The organism is Cupriavidus basilensis, assembly GCF_000832305.1.
GTDB lineage: Bacteria > Pseudomonadota > Gammaproteobacteria > Burkholderiales > Burkholderiaceae > Cupriavidus > Cupriavidus basilensis_F.
On sequence record NZ_CP010537.1, the window covers coordinates 782,579 to 799,552 of the forward strand.

A 16,974-nucleotide genomic window follows, 5' to 3' on the forward strand; every position below is an offset into this window, starting at 1 on the left:
TTACCTGGGATCGTCCTGTGACCAAAATTAGCGCCGCATTATCACATATGTAGTATGTGTCGAAACTGCGTCATACAGTGCCTACCTTCGTCCATACTGATTCAGGCTAAGTGTTTGCCATCTAACAAGTGAGTCAGTGGATATGAAGCAAGAGATGATAGATCGAGCTACTTTGCGCACGAAGGGCTATTGGTACGAAGATTTCGAAACGGGGCGCGTTTTTGAACACCATTGGGGACGAACACTGTCGCAAGCTGAAAGCGCTATCTTCACGTCTCTGACGCTACATTTTAATCCGCTCTACACGAATGCAGAGTATGCACGCGCGTTGGGGCATGCTGATACCCCGTTGAATCCATACCTTGTATTCAACACGGTGTTTGGATTGTCGGTGCAAGACCTCAGCGAGAACGGCGTGGCATTCCTCGGCGTTGATGAGTTGAAGTTTCACGAGCCGGTCATGCCCGGCGATACGATCACCGCTCGCTCCACTGTGGTGCAACGCCGCCCGTCACAGAGCAATCCGAAGACCGGTATCGCGACCTGGCATACCGAGGGCTTCAATCAGCATGGCAAGAGGGTGTGCGATTTCTTGCGATCGAATCTCATTTTGCGAAGAGATCTTGTATCGGAGCAAACTGCCCAATGTTGAGGGCCATAATCTAATGGCGTAAGAACGCTAGATGATAACAGCGCAGGCGTGGAATTACGCAATGACTGAAGTATTTCCGTTAGCAAGCAACCTGGATCCTTTGAAAGGCGACATGGCAATGACGTCGTTTAAGAAGCTCGCGGGTTGGGATACTCGATCCAAACTCCATAAGAGTATGGATGGTTCGCAATGCGAAAGATCAGGTGTCGGCCAATCACGAAAAATTTTTGCACGCATGGACAGCATTGCTGATTACACGAACCAACAACGTGCAGGAAAAAACATTGTCTCAGCGAGGCGAAGCGCCTTGAATTAATTGCAGGCAAGCCACTCCGCATATTGTCGGACGATAGGCTAATCACTGATTCCGAAAGAATATCCGAGATTCGGCGGCGGATCATCTCCAGCCGCCTTCTAGGGAAATGACTATGAAAATCCATACCCTGACCGGTGTCGACAACTACTTCGAGGACTTTCAAGTGGGCGATGCAATGAAGCACGCACGCTCGAAGACACTTGAACCGCTCGAACAAGTTCTTATAACCAATATTGTTATGAACAGCGCTGCTGGCCATTTTGATGAAGAGATGATGAAGGGCACAGCATTCGGGAAACGCCTAAGCTTTGGGGGTGTCAACATCGCAATGTTTGTTGGTCTGGCCAGCCAAGACACAGCGGAGAATGCGATATGTGAGTTGGGCATGGACAAAATTCGGCTGAAGGGACCGGTGTTCCACGGTGACACATTGACTGCCTATACCGAGGTAATCGAGAAACGTCCAGCGGAACGCGAAGATGCCGGTATTGTCCACTTCAGGCACTATGGCGTGAAGCAGGATGGTTCCGAGGTATTCGAGGCGGAGAGGACGGTACTCATCAAGCGTCGATCGCATTGGGGGATCCGTTGATGTCGACCGCGGGCTTCGGCGCGCTCGATGGCGTGCGGGTTATCGATATGACCCAAATGCTTGCGGGGCCGTTCTCTACACAACTGCTTGCAGACCACGGCGCCGAAGTGATCAAGATCGAACCTGTCGACGGAGAAGGAAGTCGTAAGACGGGCCCATTCTGTGACGACGATTTGCGGCGCGAGTTCGGAGGATATTTCGCTTCTGTTAATCGAAACAAGAAGTCCATTGCACTGGACTTGAAGCAACCCGATGCCCGTGAAGCGTTACTGCGACTGACGGACCGCGCCGATGTGCTGGTGGAGAACTACCGCGCCGGGGTAATGGATCGACTAAACCTCGGTTATGAGGTTCTACGGGCACGCAATCCAAAGCTGATCTATGCGGCAATTCGGGGCTTTGGAGACGGCCGGACTGGAAAAAGCCCATATGTTGATTGGCCAGCTTTCGACGTCGTCGCACAAGCGATGGGTGGATTGATGGGGATTAACGGACCGGACGCCGCAACGCCGATGAAGGTGGGGCCGGGCGTTGGTGATTTGGTACCCGCTATGCTGTGTGCATTTGGGATTGTTTCTGCCCTCCATAGCGCTACGAAGACTGGGGAAGGTCAGTTTGTCGATGTCGCAATGGCAGACAGTGTGTTGGCGCTATGCGAACGGATCATTCATCAGAAGTCCTTCCAAAACCTGACACCGCACCCGGAAGGAAATAAACATCCTTTGCTTGCACCGTTCGGCATGTTTCGAGCACAGGACGGTTTTATCACCCTGGCCGCGCACACCGATGCTTGGTGGAGAGTACTGTGCCGGCTGATCTCCCGCGAGGATCTGATTGTCGACAGTCGTACAGCAACTGCTGACGCTCGTATCAAGAACCGAGACTTTCTATATGCCGAGGTGGAGCGTTTCACTTCGCATAAGACCAAGCGGCAGCTGTTGGAGCTGTTGGGGGGGAAACTGCCTTTTGGGCCCGTTTACGACGTCGACGAGATTCTCGCCGACCCACATTTCACGCATCGCGAAATGATCGTGGAAGTACCGCATCCGGGAGTAGAGAGGAACGTCCGGATTGCGGGCATTCCGGTCAAGATGAGCGCCACACCTGGGAAGGTTCACACCCGCGCGCCCTTGCTCGGCGAGCACACCGATCTGTTGCTTCGTGAAATCGGCTATGCCGACACGGAGATCCGCGCGCTGCGAGAGCTGCGCACAATTGCCTAAGAGGAAAATGATGCACCAAACCTCCCCGCGGCCAACGCGCCGCCGTCGTGTCCAGTTGGCAACGCCTGGCTCGTCCGAAAAGATGATGGAGAAGGCGGCGTCCAGCAACGCCGATCATGTCTTCCTAGACTTGGAAGACGCTGTCGCCCCCAACCAGAAGGTAGCAGCAAGAAAGAAGATTATTGACGCACTGAATCATCTCGATTGGCAAGGAAAGGTACGCTGCGTCCGCATCAATGACTTGTCGACCGAGTATGCCTATGAGGATATCATTGAGATCGTCGAAGGGGCCGGTCATAACCTCGACACCATTATGATGACGAAGGTGAACGGGCCTGCGGACGTACTTTTTGCCGACCGTTTGCTATCGATGATGGAGAAGAAGCTGCGTCTTCCCCGGCGTATCGGTCTGGAGGCGCTTATCGAGGAAGTGCCGGGCCTGCAGAATGTGGAGGCGATCGCGCAGTCGACTGAGCGACTGGAATGCTTGATTTTCGGCATGGGCGATTTTTCCGCCGCAATGGGTGTCAATCTTGAATCCATTGGTAACACCGGTGGTTACCCCGGTGATATCTGGCATTACGCGCGTTTTCGGCTCATCATGGCTTGCCGTGCCGCTGACATCGATCCCGTGGATGGGCCGTGGGCGGAATTCCGTGACTCCGAGGGATATCGCAATGAGTGCAGGCGCGCCGGCACGCTCGGCTGCGTCGGGAAGTGGGCGATCCATCCCAGCCAGATTGAAATCGCGCTAGCCGAGTTCAGCCCGGATCCAGCCAAGGTAGCGCAAGCGCGTAAGCTAGAAAGTGCTTATGTACAGGCGGAAGCCGAGGGCTTGGGCGCCATTAATGTCGATGGGGTCATGGTTGATGTGGCGACCATGCGGCTCCTACGCAATACAGTGCTGAAAAAGGCGCAAATGTATGGTCTGTAGCCTTACGCCTCGGTGAGCGATCTAGGGAGTGGTGCATTGTGTTCATTGTGTGATAATGAGTAGACGGCTATGTAAGTCTGAAAATGAATAGTATGCGCACTCCCAAGACTCCCAAGACTCCAAAGACTCCAAAGGTGGATGCTGATCTCTCCAAAGGTGAGGAAAGCGGTGTGATTAAATCCGCCAAGCGAGTGCTCGAAGTATTCGAGTTTTTCGCCGAGCGTCGACGTCCCATCTCCGTCGGGGAATTGGCAGCGGCGCTGAACTATCCGCAATCCAGTAGCTCGGTACTACTCAAAAGCTTAGTGAAACTACGCTACCTGGACTACGATCGAAATGCGAGACTGTACGCACCGACGATGCGGGTTGCCCTCCTCGGCGGATGGGTTCATGACCAGCTATTCACTGAAGCAAGTCTTTCTAAGGTCATCGATGGATTGCACGAGGCGTCTGGGCAGACCGTAATGCTTGGCATGCGGAATGACGCCTATGTGCAATATATCTATTTAGTTCAAGGGGCGAACACAGAGATTCCCTGGTATATCAAGCCTGGCTCCTTGCGTCCTTTAGCGCGCTCTGCACTTGGTAAAGTGCTGTTGAGCCGCGAGACCGATGTGAACGCAATGCTGCTATTGCGCCGGATCAATGCCGAAGAGTCAGATCCTGCTAATCGGGTACCCTCGGCCGATCTGCTTCGTGAGCTGGATATGATCCGACAACAAGGCTACGCGTACACCGAAGGTACAGTTAATCCATCTGCCGGTGTCATCGCGATTGAGTTGCCGACTCCCGCGAGTCAGCCGCCGATGGCGGTCGGGATAGGTGCTGCGATAGAAGTGTTACGTGCGAACCGTCAAACGTATCTCGATATGTTGAGAGAAGCAGTAGCGCCCTACCAGTTGAAGCCCCAACGTTGAGCCTTCATGCAATACATCAATCGCTTAGGCGCCCCGATTGACGTCTTGCGGAGACAAGCAGCGGTGGCGGACGGCAGGAACGTAACGAGAGTCGCGCTCTCATCATGGCCGCAAGACCGTGGGGGCGGGCTCGGCTCCGGCGAATGGGTAGTCCAAGCTGAAGTGCAGGCCGCGACTTTCGTGGCGTGCTAGGGCGCTTGTGACGATGAGTTGTGCGACGTCAATCATATTCCGCAAGACTAGCGATGTCGAGCTGGCAGGGGCCTTTCTTCTCCTACGCTCGTGCTCGCGATACATTCTGTTAATTTCCGCCTGCGCTTGATGGAGCCGTTCGTTGGACCGGACGATGCCGGCATGAGTTGACATAAGTTCGCGCAGCGTGGTTATAGTGGAATTGATCGATAAATTCTCAAATTCCGTAGCCAGTCTCTCATCTGGTCGCGGTCGAATGCCACAATGCAGTTGTGGCAGCGTTGAGTTCGCCAGCGTATCGGTTGTCTGCTCCGCAATCTTCTGTGCCGCTGCGCGCGCAATCACGATGCATTCAAGTAGAGAATTGCTGGCCAGCCGATTGGCGCCATGAAGGCCGGTGCATCCGGTTTCGCCTACAGCGTACAGTCCGGCGAGGTCAGTGCGTCCAGACAGGTCGGTCAGCACTCCTCCGCAGGTGTAGTGGGCCGCCGGGACAACTGGAATTGGATCCCGAGTGATGTCAATGCCGATTGCCTTGCAACGTGCGAAGATCGTCGGAAAGTGTGATGTCAGGAAGGACGCCGAGCGATGTCGAATGTCTAGGTAAACATACTTCGCCCCGTATTTGGCCATTTCCTGCTCGATGGCGCGCGCTACAACATCGCGGGTCGCCAGCTCGGCCGCAGGGTCATACGCGAGCATGAAGCGTTGGCCGTCGTGGACGCGCTTGAGAAGTCCACCTTCGCCGCGAACCGCTTCGGAAACTAGAAAGGTATCTCCGACCGGATGGTACAGGGACGTGGGATGAAACTGCACGAACTCCATGTTGGCAACGCGGCAGCCTGCACGCCAGGCCATCGCGATTCCATCGCCGGACGCTGAGGCTGGATTTGTTGTGTGAAGGAAGACATGGCCTGCGCCCCCCGTTGCCAGAACGGTACTGGCTGCCGCAATCGTCTTTGTGCTGCCGGTGCGAACATCCAGAACGTGAAGTCCCACGCAGGTATGATTGGACGAACCGGGGACTCCCGAAGTGAGCAGATCTACCGCGAAATGGTGCTCGAAGATTTTGATTCTTCGATGGCTGCGAACTTTGGCGCCCAGCGCCTCCATGATGGCGCGGCCAGTTGCGTCAGCGGCGTGAACAACGCGGCGTTGACTGTGGCCACCTTCACGCGTCAGATGTAGTCCGGATTCGGCATGGTCGTCCGGCGTGAAGTCGACGCCATGGGATCGTAGCCACGCGACCGCTTCGGGACCCCGCTCGACAATATAGCGTGCTGCCGCTTCGTCGCTCAGCCCGGCGCCTGCGCAAAGAGTATCGCCGATATGATCTGCGAAGCTGTCGCGCCTATCCAGCACCGCGGACACGCCTCCTTGCGCCAGCACACTTGCCCCTTGTGTTAATGCTGTCTTGCTGACGAGTGCTACATCGTAGCGCTGTGCCAGTTCCAAGGCAGCCGTAAGACCAGCAAGCCCGCTCCCGACAATGGCTACATCGAATAAGGCGGCTGGTGGCATCGCGAGAGCCTGATTTCTGTGCATTTTGTTAGTGTCAAAAACCACGGATAGCTTGTCTTCGGTTGCGAACGACATTGATTTCAGCTTAACTGAAGATCCCCGGAAATAAGTGCCTCTCTGTCAAATATCACGAGTCTGATGTTATCTCTGTCTCTCCCCGGACTCGCAGGTACGCACTAATATCTCAAGAAGGAGGGTCGCCTTGCGAGCAAATTGCAGAGCCGCCTGTTTCTTTGCACCTCGCAATTCGATTCCATGATAATCACTGAGCTATTCGATCTGGCCGTTGCGGCTCATCCTGATCGCGCCTTTTTAATTGACGGCAAAAGAACTCTGACTTATCGAGATGTACAGGACGCTTCCTTGGGCGTCGCGGCGGGACTGCAAGCTATTGGTTTCGGAGAAGGGGCGCGCGGCGCAGTCCTGTCTGTCAATGATTCATCAGCGATTGTATGTATCCTTGGGCTGCTAAGATCCGGTGTTGTTTGGTTGCCAGTCAATCCGAGAAACGCAATTTGCGAAAATACTCGAGCGTTGCAAATATTCAAATGCAACGTACTTTTTTTTCACAGTAGTTTTCTTGAATTGCTGCCCCAGATTCTTTCCGGCGCGCCGTGTATCCAGAGTGTCATCTGTATTGATAGAGACGATACCGACTATCCCCGCATGGGATCGTGGATGCCATCTCAACAGCCCGCATATCGCTCGTTGCCACCTGACCCTGATCGCCTTGCTGCTATAAGTGTGACGAGTGGCACGACCGGCAAGCCAAAAGGTGTGATGCTGACAGAGCGGAACTTTGTGGCGTTTACCCTCGGCTACGCACAGCTCCTACATGAGGATACGCCGCCTGTATTTCTTGCCGCAGCACCAATCACCCATGTCGCTGGTCGCATGTGTTTCCCGGTAATGCACCTCGGCGGTACGGTAGTGCTACTGCCTTCTGCTGAGCCTCAGGCCATCCTTAAAGCGATCCAGCATTACAAGATTACGCGGCTTTTTCTACCTCCGACGGCGATCTACAACTTGCTGGACCAGCCCAATGTGCGCGCGATCGACTATTCGTCTCTGAAGTACTTCGTTTTCGGTGGCGCTCCTATGGCTATTGCGAGGCTGAAGGAGGCGATTGACGTGTTCGGCCCTGTGATGACACAGGGCTACGGCCAAACGGAAGCCCCAATGCTGATTGCACAAATGTATCCTCAGGATTACTTCGTGAGCGGGGAGATCGCGCCCGACAGTCGGCTCATGTCGTGCGGCCGGCCGACTGCCGCAGCCGATGTGGCAATCATGGACGAGGGCGGGAACGTACTGCCTCCCGGTATGGAAGGGGAAATCGTCGTGCGGGGAGCGTTTGTGATGTCTGGCTACGAGAATGATCTCGCGGCCACGGCCGAAGTCTCCGCATTCGGATGGCACCACACCGGGGATATCGGCTGCTTCGATGCTGATGGCTTTCTCTTCATCGTGGATCGTAAAAAGGACATGATCATATCCGGTGGATTTAACGTCTATCCTGCCGAGATAGAACGGGTGCTCTTAGATCAACCTGGTGTTCAGGACTGCGCTGTAATTGGTGTTCCCGACGCCAAGTGGGGGGAAGCGGTGAAGGCGGTTGTTCAACCAGTTCCCGGCCACGAGGTCGATCCGACGCTCCTGCAGGCCGTTTGCCGGACAAATCTGGGAGGCGTGAAAACGCCAAAGTCCATCGAGATCTGGTCATCGCTCCCGCGAAACGAGGCGGGTAAAGTCCTGAAGCGAGAAATCCGACGGCAATTTTGGGTCGACAAAGACCGGCGTATCTGAACCAAAGTTATCACAACCTTGATATGTCGTCAGGGAGCGCGTCCCCCTCTTGTCTGGGCTCCGCGCTGCTTTTACCCTGTGTCCGGGACAAAGTCTTTAATACCTAAAGATACATTAAAAAATCAGGAGACGAATATATGCGAATGGCCGCCGTGTGCATGGCGCTTGGTATCACTTGTGGTTTCGATGCCAACGCGCAATCTAATATTACCTTGTATGGCGTGGTTGATACGAACATTGAGTATGTGAATCACTATTCCACCGTCACGCCATCGGTGGCTAATGGATTTGCTACGGGGCCTGCTGCGAACCGCGTGGCGATGATGCCGGGCGGTCTGTCGGGTTCGCGCTGGGGCTTGCGGGGGACCGAAGAGCTGGGCGGAGGTTTGCAGGCATTATTTGTGCTCGAGAGTGGCTTTGGTGTAGACGACGGGAAACTGCAGCAAGGTGGGCGAATCTTCGGCCGCCAAGCCTTTGTAGGTTTGAATAGTGCGATGGGTCAGCTCACCTTTGGGCGGCAATACTCGACCATGTTCGACACCATTTCCAATTTCGCACCGTCGCGCTATGCCACTCAGTATGAGCCCGCGATCGCACTACTCGGATTAGGATATCGCGCTGACAATAGTCTCAAATACGTGGGCAAGTTCGGCGGTTTCAACCTGGAAGGCCACTGGTCTTTTGGTAATGGCGTCGCGGGTGCAGGTGAAGTGCCGGGACAATTCCGGCGAGATACTAGCTATGGTGGGGCAGTATCGTATGAAAGTGGTCCGCTCGGTTTCGCGCTTGTATATGACCAATATAATCCGACGCTGACAGCGTCTGGCGCAACCGGTACCTTCAAAAAGGTAGCCGGTGCGGCTAGTTATGCGATCGGTGATGCCAAATTGATGGGTGGCTACCGCTGGGGGCGGAGTGACGGCGCGAGCGGCGATACTCTATTGCGCGACAACTATTACTGGATCGGTGTGACCTATCAGGTGACCGCTCCGTGGGGTATTTCTCTGGCATATTACTACGACGACGTGCGCGAATTGGCGGGCAATAATATTAATAATCCTTGGCAGGTAACATTCATTACAAACTACAGCTTTTCGAAGCGAACCGATGTTTATCTGACGACGGCATATGTCAAAAATTCCGGGATCAACTTTGACACATCCGCCATCAACTTCGCAAATGGCTACTTCCTCGGCCAAGGTAAGAACGATATGTTCGCAGCGGCCATTGGTATTCGGCATAAATTCTGATATTCCTCAAAAGTGCAGATTATCATGCGATGGCATTGATCCCATTGGTAACGTTGAAAAGTGACGTCTAAATTTTACATTCCGATATTATCGAAGCTCGATGTCGGTGATTATCGCTAGATCTCGGAAGAAAGTTAATACGTGCTCGAAGTTTCTACCCAAAAAATCTGGTGAGGGGGGCAGACGATGGCAAACTTAATTCTTAAAAAGCATTTAAACATGTCTCGAAATAGACATCGTCGATCGGTACTTTACACGCCCGGCGCAAATGTGCGCGCGCTTGAGAAAGCGAAACTGCTAAATGCAGACGGATTTATTCTAGACCTAGAAGATGCCGTGGCGCCGGATGCAAAGGAAGATGCGCGCGAAAATGTGGCACGTGCTATTGAAAGTGGAGGTTATGGTGGGAAGGAGGTTCTCGTACGCATCAATAGCCTCGACACGAAATGGGGGAAAGGCGATCTTGAAATAGTTGCTCGGAGTGCGGCCGACGGCATTGTGATTCCGAAAGTCGAAAGCGCGGAGAATGTCCGTGAGGTGCGGGCAATCATGATCGAAGTCGGGGCCCCGGAGTCAATGCGGATCTGGTGCATGATCGAAACTCCAAGAGGAGTTCTTCGAGCGGAAGAGATAGCTGGGAGTGACGCGCAACTGGGCGGCTTGATCATGGGTACCAGCGACCTTGCGAAGGAATTGGGGTGCGCGCACACGCGAATGCGTTTGCCGATGCTCGCCAGTTTAGGAAGATGCGTGCTTGTGGCGCGAGCGTACGGCCTGAGCATTTTGGACGGGGTTCATCTGGATCTCGATGACGCAAAAGGCTTTCAGCTATCTTGTGAACAAGGCAGGGAGTTCGGTTTTAATGGTAAGACCCTGATTCATCCGAAGACCATAGATAAAGCAAATGAAATTTTCTCTCCAAATCAAGATGAACTGAATTGGGCGAAAAAGATCATTGCAGCCTACCGGCAGGGGGTTGCCGAAGGTAAAGGAGTTGTTGTCGTGGACGGTCACCTCATTGAAAACTTGCACGTTGCGGCCGCGCAAGAGCTACTAGAAATAAGCAAAGCGCTATCGGATAGCACTGGCGAGGCATGATGACAACCCAGAAACCAGGCGATGGCTGGAAAGTGTCAGTGAGAGTCCATTTGAAAGAACCAGATATTGCATAGGATTTCGGATCTTGGAGTTAGGGAGTAGTAATGATCAGAAAGGTATTTGTAGAGAATCAGGGTGCGGTTTCAGTTATCACGATGGACGCTTCCCCAGGGCTGAATACAGTGGATCCGGAATTCTGCGCTCAGATGCTGGCAGCGCTTGATGAGGCAACTCATTCGCCTAACACACGAACCGTTGTGCTACAAGGATCGCGAAAACTATTTTCCGCTGGGGGGAGTCTGCCTTATATAAAGCATACACTCGAAAGCCCAGGCGAACTTCTGGCTTCGTTAATCGATGCCTTTCATGAAGTGATTTTGACCATCCGCAGGATTCCAATTCCCGTGATCGCGAGCGTGCACGGTGCGGCCGCTGGAGCTGGGTTTTCGCTCGCAATGGCTTGTGACCTGATTGTCGCCGCGGACACGGCGCGCTTCGTTGTCGGATATTCAAAGTTGGGGACCTCAAGTGATGGTGGGCTGACATTCCAGCTTTCCAGGAGGCTCGGTTCGCGGCGCGCAATGGAGGTATTTTTGCTCATGGAATCATTGGACGCTGCCCTTGCTTGCGAGATGGGGTTGGTGAACCGTGTAACAAACGAAATCGACTTGCGAAGGGACACCTTGCTACTGGCGGAGAGGCTGGCCGCTCAGGAGCCGGAGGCAGTTTGCGCGATCAAAGGCCTGCTCAATTTGTCCACAGGACCGGGTCTGGAAGAGCATTTGCAGCGAGAAAAGCACGCGTTTCTACGCTGTGCTGCGACTCCAGAGTTCCGAGAGCGTGTAATGAACTTTGGCGGTCCGGTCAATAAAGGCTAAATCAGCGATAGCCGACCTACGATGAGAAGCGAAGAAGCCAGATTGGCTTAGGGCGGCATGAAATACGTTTTAGGAAAGCCATCGCTGGTGAACCTATGAAATAGAAGTTGGAGACACGAAGATGATAAGGAAAATATTTTTTGGATTAGTGTGCATATTTGTTGGTACGCAACCTTGTTTTGTTCCTATCGCTTCCGCGCAGCCGTACCCTAGCCGAGCTATACGAATGGTGGTTCCGTTTGCGGCTGGTACAGGAACCGACGCAGTAGCGAGAATCATTGGGCAGGCGATAAGTAAAAACGCGAATGTGCCCGTCGTGGTAGACAATTTCCCCGGGGCAAATGGATTCATTGGTGCAAAGGAAGTAGCGCGAGCGCCCGCTGACGGCTACACGATCCTTATGACTACGAGCACAACCCATGCGGCAAATGCGGCAATGTTTAAACAGTTGCCTTATGATCCGATAAAGGACTTTGAGCCCGTGGGGAAAACCGGGGACGCCACACTGGCGTTGGTTGTTAGATCAGATAGCCCTTATCGAAATATTTCCTCATTTGCTAATACCATTAGATCGAAAAAGTCTCTGACTTTTGGTGCTTCCAGTGCCTCTACTCGTATTGCCGCGGAAATGCTAAAGCTTCGTCTCAAGGGTAATCTGTTGTATGTTCCCTATCGGTCATCGCCACAGGCACTTACGGATCTCTTGGGCGGACAGTTCGATTTCATGACATGTGACCTCTCCCCGGCATTACCACTAATACGCGCCGGAAAGCTCACGGCCCTTGCCGTGACATCGAAGCAACGAGATTCCCATCTGCCAAACGTTCCGACTATCGCGGAAAGTGGGCTCCCTGGATTCGAACTAACTGCTTGGTCTGCGGCCTTCGCACCTGCACGAACCCCGAAGGCCGTTATTGACCGTCTCAATTTTTTCCTTCGGCAAGCGCTGGAAGATGAAGGTGTCCGGAAACAGATGATCGAGAAAGGGGTGACACCGTCCTATTCAACTAGTGAGGAATTAGGAATTTTTGTGGTTCAGGAGTCAAAGAAGTGGGCTCAGGTGGTAAGAGATGCCGGAATTAGTCCGGAATAGAACTATTTGAATGCTCGACACGCTCGACACGCTCGACGGCGAGGCGAGTATACCAGGGGAAAATGAAGCGGTGGTGATCCAAGCTGGCGGAAGACATTCTCCGCTTGGGGAATATCCCTACAGCAGACAGGAAAACGAGCGCCAGGGAAATCTGCTCGAGGCTTCAATCGATTACTCCCGCGGAGTGATTCTCTCGCGTCGCTGCATCCAACGGCAGGATTGCAGGCGGTCTTGGCGAGTCCCGGGACCGGTCTCTCACTGACGATGACGCGTGACCTCGTTCTTACCTCGCGGTCGGCACGCTTCAGTGTGGCCATCCAAGGTTTGGAACATTAAGCGACGGTGGGCAGAAGTTCCAATTGGGATGCGCGTCGGCACGCCGGGAGCAATGGGAGTGTGTCCCTGCGCTCGACGCGGTAACCGGGCGAGTTGGGAACTCCCAGACCGTCGGAGAGCTCTTGATTAATAAAGAAAGCACGGAGACGGAAGGGGTTGGGTTGGTTCCTATAACAATGGAGACAGAAATGACATCAAAGGTTGTGTTACCTCAAATTTGTGACGTTCCGTATTCAGATGAGTCGATTGATTCTACCTACAGGAAGATCAGCTGGCGCCTCATCCCATTCATTTTTCTATGCTATGTCATGTCATTTTTGGATCGAATAAACATTGGCTACGCGCAGTTGCAGATGAAGCATGATTTGGGATTGAGCGATGCAGCTTATGGACTTGGCGCCGGTATTTTTTTTGTTGGCTACCTGATGTTTGAGGTGCCAAGTAACTTGTTGTTGCAGAAGATCGGTGCAAGAAAGACGCTCTTCCGAATCATGTTTCTATGGGGAATCACGTCCGTTTGCACGATGTTTGTCACCAACCATTTTCAATTTTTTATCGTTAGATTTTTACTCGGCATATTCGAGGCGGGGTTCTTTCCCGGTGTGATTCTTTATCTCACATACTGGTACCCTGGCCGCCGACGCTCTCAGATCCTCGCGCTGTTTATGACGGGCATCGTGGTCGCGGGACTGATAGCCGGCCCTGTGTCGGTCGGAATTATGGAGGCTTTTAATGACGTTTATGGTTTGCGGGGCTGGCAGTGGCTGTTCGTGTTGGAGGGATTACCCAGCACGTTGCTCGGGATCGTCGCTCTCGTGTATCTGACGGATCGCCCGAGCGATGCGCGCTGGCTCAGCCCAACGCAACGCGCGATCGTCGCGCACGAGGTTGAAAATGAGCTTCGCGACGTTGAGACGGGTCGCACGACCAAAAGTACCGAAGTTTTTCGTGATTTCCGAGTGTACTTCTTCGCCTTGAGCTTGTTTGCGGCTGTATGTGGCGGCTATGCCATTACCTTCTGGCTTCCTCTGATGATTAAGGGATTTGGAGTTACTGAGCCTACTCAGATCGGGCTGTACTCGATGATCCCTTATGCACTCACTGGCGTTGTGATGGTTTTATGGAGCCGACATTCTGACCGGGTCATGGAAAGGCGTTGGCATTTTGCATTGGCGGCCTTCGCGGCAGCCGCAGGTTTTATCCTGATTCCACTCAGCAAAGATAGTTTTCCTCTCGCAATGGGCGCGTTGTCGCTAGCCTCGGCCGCTTCTATTTCGGCGTTGCCGGTGTTTTGGGCGATGCCGACGGCATATCTGAGTGGAAAGGCAGCAGCCTCTGGTATTGCATTCATTAATGCGCTGGCGACGCTTGGCGGTGTGCTGAGCCCATGGCTCATCGGGACGATCAAGACGATGACAGGGAGTCAAGATAACGCGCTCTATGCCATCGCTGCCGTGCTGGTGCTTGGGGGTGTGACCGTGCTGGTTAGCGTACGAGCCAGGGAAGCAGCGCATTGAGCCTTGCCGATGTAACATGAGGCTGCACGATGTTCGTCATCTTGAACGGGGGTGGATCTGAGCCCCCGGCCTCCATCCTCGCATTGAAGACGTACGTGGGTGCAACATAAGTGCCTGCGTGTGCCGCTCAGTTCGAGACACCAAGCGCGTCACACCTCATAGGCACAGGCTAGACCCCTCGTTGTTGCGCCATAAAGCCGAGCTTCATATCGACTCCTTGGCGAAGAAGCTAGGCAGGCGTCATCGCACCCCATTTGTCATGGACTTGGCGTCTTCCTCTGACCGTGGGTGACGGCTACAGATCGACCACTTTACGCAGAAACGCTGAGGAGACCCGCCTGTGTCCCTCGTCGGGATTGCACTGCACGGACACGGTCTTCTGATTGGCGCTCGCGACGGTGCCGATACGCTTGTGCAGGTGCTGGTCCGTAAAGGCCACCGTGTCACCGACCATGAAGTCAGCACGTTGCACGCGGGGCGGTGGTGGAGAAGCCTGCGGTGACGGTTGAGCCGCCGCGGTGGCATCGGCGATGACCGCGGCATACGGCAAAGCCCAGCGGCAGCGCGTTGCGGTGTCCTCAACCACAGCCTGGGTCTGCCGCAAATCAAGGATACGGCCCCACCGCAGCGGCTGGATGAGATCGTCGGCGACGTAGCTGACGGTCATGCCGATATACAGGTGCCGGCGCCTCTCCTGGATCCGCGTCGGATCGTCGAGCATCCGACCGATGGTCAGATACAAGCGGTACAGGTCGGCGCTCGGGGCGAGGCGCAATGCGTCAAGAACGTCCATGACGCACAGTTTACCGGTTGGCGTGGCAGCGGTGGCAGTTCGTGGAGCCGGCTGATGGGGTGGGCTGGCAGGCGCTCCAGGGTATCCTTGAGCCGGGCATAGGGCTCGATACCGTTCAGGCGACAGGTACCCAGCGGCGACTACATCGTCGCGGCGGCACGCTCGCGACGCGGCGAGTCCGCGAACATAAAATTCGCTCTGCCAACGGAAATTTGGCGGATGGCGCGTTCGAGGCGAATGTTGTCCGGCTCCAGGATACCGCTTTCGGCGTAGCGCACGAGCGGTCGCAGTGCCTTGCCGACGGCTGCTCCAAGGTCTGCTTGGCCAGCAAGCCATGGGTAATGCCTAGCAGCCACTGGTGGAACTGGGACGGCGCAGTTGTTGAGCCTGTTTGGTCTGGCGAATCTGGCGCTCGCCAGGAAGCGGTTGCTGGCTTCACAGGGGAGCAATCTGTTCTGAGCGCGCAAAGCGCGCCGGGAAAGGTGCGACGCAAGGCAAGTACCAGCCTGAATTGGCCTTCTTCTCTCACATTACGAAAGCCAAGGTCGGGTTTACCTGCATCGCTGCTCGCCGACCTCATTGATCAGCGTTTCTTAATGAACTTTGCGCCTTGATCGGCGAATAGGTTCGGTTAGTTCATGTAGCTTCATCGGCGTTAGCTTTACGCTTACTTGCCCAGCAGCCGGTCGGAGATGATGCGAAGCTGGATCTCGGACGTGCCTTCGAAGATCTTGGTGAGGCGCGCATCGCGCCAATAGCGTTCCATAGCATGAAGCGTGGTGTAGCCTGCACCGCCGAGGATCTGAATTCCCTCACTGGTGACGCGTTCTGCCATTTCTGTGGCAAACAGCTTGACCATTGAGGCTTCCAGGTCACAGCGGCCGCCAGTGTCGATTTGTGTGCATACGAAGTGGTTCAACTGGCGCGCGGCCTCGATCTCGGTGGCCATCTGGGCGATCTTGAAGCGTATTGCCTGGAAGCAGCTTATCGGCGAACCAAACTGCTCGCGCTCGTCCGCATAGGCGATCGCGTCTTCCAAAGCTCCCCGCGCCAATCCGATAGCGCGTGCCGCCGTGTGGGCGCGCGCCTTCTCAAGCCCATGGGTGGCGAGATAGAAGCCTTTGCCCTCTTCTCCGAGCAAGGCGTCGGCCGGCACACGAAACTCGTCGAACGAGAGCTCCCAGGTCTTCCAGCCGTGGTAACCAATCTTGGGGATGGGGGCACCATTGATGCCTAGTGGAAGCTTGCCGCGCTCCTTTGGAATCATGAATGCCGAGAGCCCCTTGTGCTTCTTCCCTTCTGGCGCGGGACTGGTGCGTGCGATGACCACGAGATAGTCGGCGCCATCGGCAAAAGTGCACCAATACTTGTTGCCATGAATTATCCAGGAGTCGCCATCACGCTTCGCGCGGCAACTGATATTCCCGATGTCAGAGCCGGCGTTGGACTCTGACATTGCGAAGGCGCCGAGCCATTCGCCCCGGGCGACGCGTGGAAGAATCTCCTTTTTTTGCTCGGGAGTCAGCATTTCCATGCCTGGCACGTTATTCGCACGCGCGATGAGCGAGGCAACACTCATCCAGCCGCGCGCGAGTTCCTCGGCCACCAGGCAGTATTCGAATACACCTAGGCCAAGACCGCCGTAGTCTTCGTCGATCAGAATACCGAAGTATCCCATCTCTGCCATCTTCTCTCGCAGCGACATCGGAATCTCGCCCTTGTCTGGATCGAGCTTATTGGCGATAGGAAGCACCTCGCGAAGCGTGAACTCACGCGCCTGCTCCTGAATGGCGCGCCGTTCCTCGGTCATGTAAGCGCGGGCAATGACGTCTTGACTCATTGGGATGTTCCAGAGG

At 54.6% G+C, this 16,974-nt stretch carries 17 protein-coding genes; 12 read left to right on the top strand and 5 right to left on the bottom strand.

Going from position 1 to position 16,974, the window contains the following annotated elements:
• Positions 1–142 precede the first annotated feature (142 nt).
• From RR42_RS24310 to RR42_RS24330, 6 genes are all read left to right on the top strand, one after another.
• Entirely contained in the window at positions 143–652 is a 510-nt protein-coding gene (locus RR42_RS24310; RefSeq protein ID WP_043353731.1) for a MaoC family dehydratase, read from the top strand.
• Positions 653–713: 61 nt separating this feature from the next.
• Positions 714–968, top strand: coding sequence for a hypothetical protein (locus RR42_RS39880; protein ID WP_144409938.1), 255 nt, complete (start codon positions 714–716; stop codon positions 966–968).
• 112 nt (positions 969–1,080) lie between these two features.
• Positions 1,081–1,560: a MaoC family dehydratase gene (locus RR42_RS24315; RefSeq protein WP_173430726.1), complete on the top strand. Its 480-nt coding sequence runs from the start codon at positions 1,081–1,083 to the stop codon at positions 1,558–1,560.
• A complete protein-coding gene (locus tag RR42_RS24320; protein ID WP_043353735.1) occupies positions 1,560–2,783 on the top strand; it encodes a CaiB/BaiF CoA transferase family protein in 1,224 nt (407 codons plus the stop codon). Before RR42_RS24315 ends, RR42_RS24320 begins: the two co-directional genes overlap by 1 nt.
• A 7-nt stretch (positions 2,784–2,790) precedes the next feature.
• Complete coding sequence (locus tag RR42_RS24325; RefSeq protein WP_236702172.1) at positions 2,791–3,717, top strand: HpcH/HpaI aldolase/citrate lyase family protein; 927 nt, start codon at positions 2,791–2,793, stop codon at positions 3,715–3,717.
• 134 nt (positions 3,718–3,851) lie between these two features.
• On the top strand, positions 3,852–4,634 hold the full coding sequence (locus tag RR42_RS24330) for an IclR family transcriptional regulator (RefSeq protein ID WP_236702173.1): 783 nt from the start codon (positions 3,852–3,854) through the stop codon (positions 4,632–4,634).
• 102 nt (positions 4,635–4,736) lie between these two features.
• On the opposite strand, the gene nadB is transcribed toward RR42_RS24330, so the two are convergent.
• Complete coding sequence (gene nadB / locus RR42_RS24335; protein ID WP_144410078.1) at positions 4,737–6,371, bottom strand: L-aspartate oxidase; 1,635 nt, start codon at positions 6,369–6,371, stop codon at positions 4,737–4,739.
• 231 nt (positions 6,372–6,602) lie between these two features.
• Here nadB and RR42_RS24340 point away from each other — a divergent pair, with 231 nt between their 5' ends.
• From RR42_RS24340 to RR42_RS24360, 6 genes are all read left to right on the top strand, one after another.
• The gene (locus RR42_RS24340) at positions 6,603–8,153 is read left to right on the top strand and encodes a class I adenylate-forming enzyme family protein (RefSeq protein WP_043357791.1); all 1,551 of its coding nucleotides are present in this window, start codon (positions 6,603–6,605) and stop codon (positions 8,151–8,153) included.
• Positions 8,154–8,290: 137 nt separating this feature from the next.
• A complete protein-coding gene (locus RR42_RS24345; protein ID WP_043353742.1) occupies positions 8,291–9,403 on the top strand; it encodes a porin in 1,113 nt (370 codons plus the stop codon).
• A gap of 186 nt (positions 9,404–9,589) precedes the next feature.
• The gene (locus tag RR42_RS24350; RefSeq protein ID WP_236702174.1) at positions 9,590–10,501 is read left to right on the top strand and encodes an HpcH/HpaI aldolase/citrate lyase family protein; all 912 of its coding nucleotides are present in this window, start codon (positions 9,590–9,592) and stop codon (positions 10,499–10,501) included.
• 104 nt (positions 10,502–10,605) lie between these two features.
• The gene (locus RR42_RS24355; RefSeq protein WP_082055081.1) at positions 10,606–11,379 is read left to right on the top strand and encodes an enoyl-CoA hydratase/isomerase family protein; all 774 of its coding nucleotides are present in this window, start codon (positions 10,606–10,608) and stop codon (positions 11,377–11,379) included.
• Between the two features lie 226 nt (positions 11,380–11,605).
• Positions 11,606–12,472 carry a Bug family tripartite tricarboxylate transporter substrate binding protein gene (locus RR42_RS38805; RefSeq protein WP_236702175.1) on the top strand — a complete coding sequence of 289 codons (867 nt, stop codon included), beginning with the start codon at positions 11,606–11,608 and terminating at the stop codon, positions 12,470–12,472.
• 458 nt (positions 12,473–12,930) lie between these two features.
• On the top strand, positions 12,931–14,325 hold the full coding sequence (locus tag RR42_RS24360) for an MFS transporter (protein ID WP_236702176.1): 1,395 nt from the start codon (positions 12,931–12,933) through the stop codon (positions 14,323–14,325).
• Between the two features lie 295 nt (positions 14,326–14,620).
• On the opposite strand, the gene RR42_RS24365 is transcribed toward RR42_RS24360, so the two are convergent.
• The 4 genes from RR42_RS24365 to RR42_RS24375 form a co-directional block, all read right to left on the bottom strand.
• Positions 14,621–15,118 carry a hypothetical protein gene (locus RR42_RS24365; RefSeq protein ID WP_043353749.1) on the bottom strand — a complete coding sequence of 166 codons (498 nt, stop codon included), beginning with the start codon at positions 15,116–15,118 and terminating at the stop codon, positions 14,621–14,623.
• A complete protein-coding gene (locus tag RR42_RS41790) occupies positions 15,058–15,252 on the bottom strand; it encodes a transposase domain-containing protein (protein ID WP_144410079.1) in 195 nt (64 codons plus the stop codon). The genes RR42_RS24365 and RR42_RS41790 overlap by 61 nt, the downstream gene beginning before the upstream one ends.
• A gap of 6 nt (positions 15,253–15,258) precedes the next feature.
• On the bottom strand, positions 15,259–15,474 hold the full coding sequence (locus tag RR42_RS41795; RefSeq protein ID WP_419188919.1) for an IS66 family transposase: 216 nt from the start codon (positions 15,472–15,474) through the stop codon (positions 15,259–15,261).
• Between the two features lie 311 nt (positions 15,475–15,785).
• Entirely contained in the window at positions 15,786–16,958 is a 1,173-nt protein-coding gene (locus RR42_RS24375; RefSeq protein WP_043353750.1) for an acyl-CoA dehydrogenase family protein, read from the bottom strand.
• Between the last annotated feature and the right edge of the window lie 16 nt (positions 16,959–16,974).